1 protein-coding gene is annotated in these 1,092 nt (G+C 60.0%); it reads right to left on the bottom strand.

Annotated features, from left to right (window positions below; genetic code table 11):
* Positions 1-135 precede the first annotated feature (135 nt).
* On the bottom strand, positions 136-753 hold the full coding sequence (locus PC39_RS16600; protein ID WP_353254532.1) for a hypothetical protein: 618 nt from the start codon (positions 751-753) through the stop codon (positions 136-138).
* Positions 754-1,092: the final 339 nt, after the last annotated feature.

Below are 1,092 nucleotides of genomic sequence, written 5' to 3' on the forward strand. Positions count from 1 at the left end.
CGTCGCCGGCACCGCCCGCGCCTCCTTCGCCGCCTACAACGACGACGCCGACGTCGACGCCCTCATCGAGGGCATGCGCAGCGTACAGCGGATTTTCGGCGCGTAGCGTAGAACGACGGCGATGGAACAGTTCGCCTAACGCCAATCGGCGCCGGTCAAATCGCCCAGCGACTGCCAGGGCACCGGTGTCTTCTGATCGTCAAGCACCGCAAAGGCATCATCGTATTTATCCACGCCCTTGTGCGATCCCATGAAATTGCCCACCCCGACGCGCTTGAACATATAATCGAGCTGATGCAGAAATTCGTGTATCAGCACGTTCTGGACCGGCTCCGGCTTGTTTTTCAGCTTGTCCAGCCAGCTATCCCAGGCCAAGGCCGTATACGGCGGCACCACTGACCAGGACAGCGCCATGGCGCCGGGCGCCGCCCAATCCGAAGGCAAGGTTCCCTCCTTAGCGAAAGCCTGACCCGCGCGACCATGATCGTATATGCGAATCACGCCGCAGGGGCGATGCTGGTCCAGCACCGGCTTCAAATCCTTCTCGCGGGCGAAGTAACCATAGCTGGCGTCCTTCTCGAACACCTCTACCGGCGGCGGAAAATCGACTCGGATGAAGCCGCAATAAAGCTCCAACTCCTGCCGCGAATACAAGCGACATGTATCGACGAAACGCTTGACCGCCTTTTCCGCGTCAGGCAACTCGCTATCGTCGCCATGGAAAATGACGGCAACATTCATGTGCAACGGCATACCACCTCCCTGTAACTGGATACGCTCCCAGCCCTTTTATAGCGCAATCCACCGCACCAGCACAGATCGCAATAGCATGGCGCTCGGAAAAGACTATTTGCCCTGCTCGACTCGCTGCCCACCGCTATAGCCACAGCGCCGATGTAAAACCACCACCAGCCCAATCGCGGGGAGTACCGCCCACAAGGCCATGCGCCACGACCTTCGTCATTAGATAGCTCATCTCTCCGGGATGCCGACAACATTCGGCACCGCCTTCATCTCGAAGACGCGACCCATGCCGCAATTATGCCGGCGTCGCCGTGCGCACCGGCCACCACTGCGCCATGCCCGGCATGG

The sequence above is a fragment of the Salinisphaera sp. PC39 genome, assembly GCF_040361335.1.
In the GTDB taxonomy this organism is placed as follows: domain Bacteria; phylum Pseudomonadota; class Gammaproteobacteria; order Nevskiales; family Salinisphaeraceae; genus APNM01.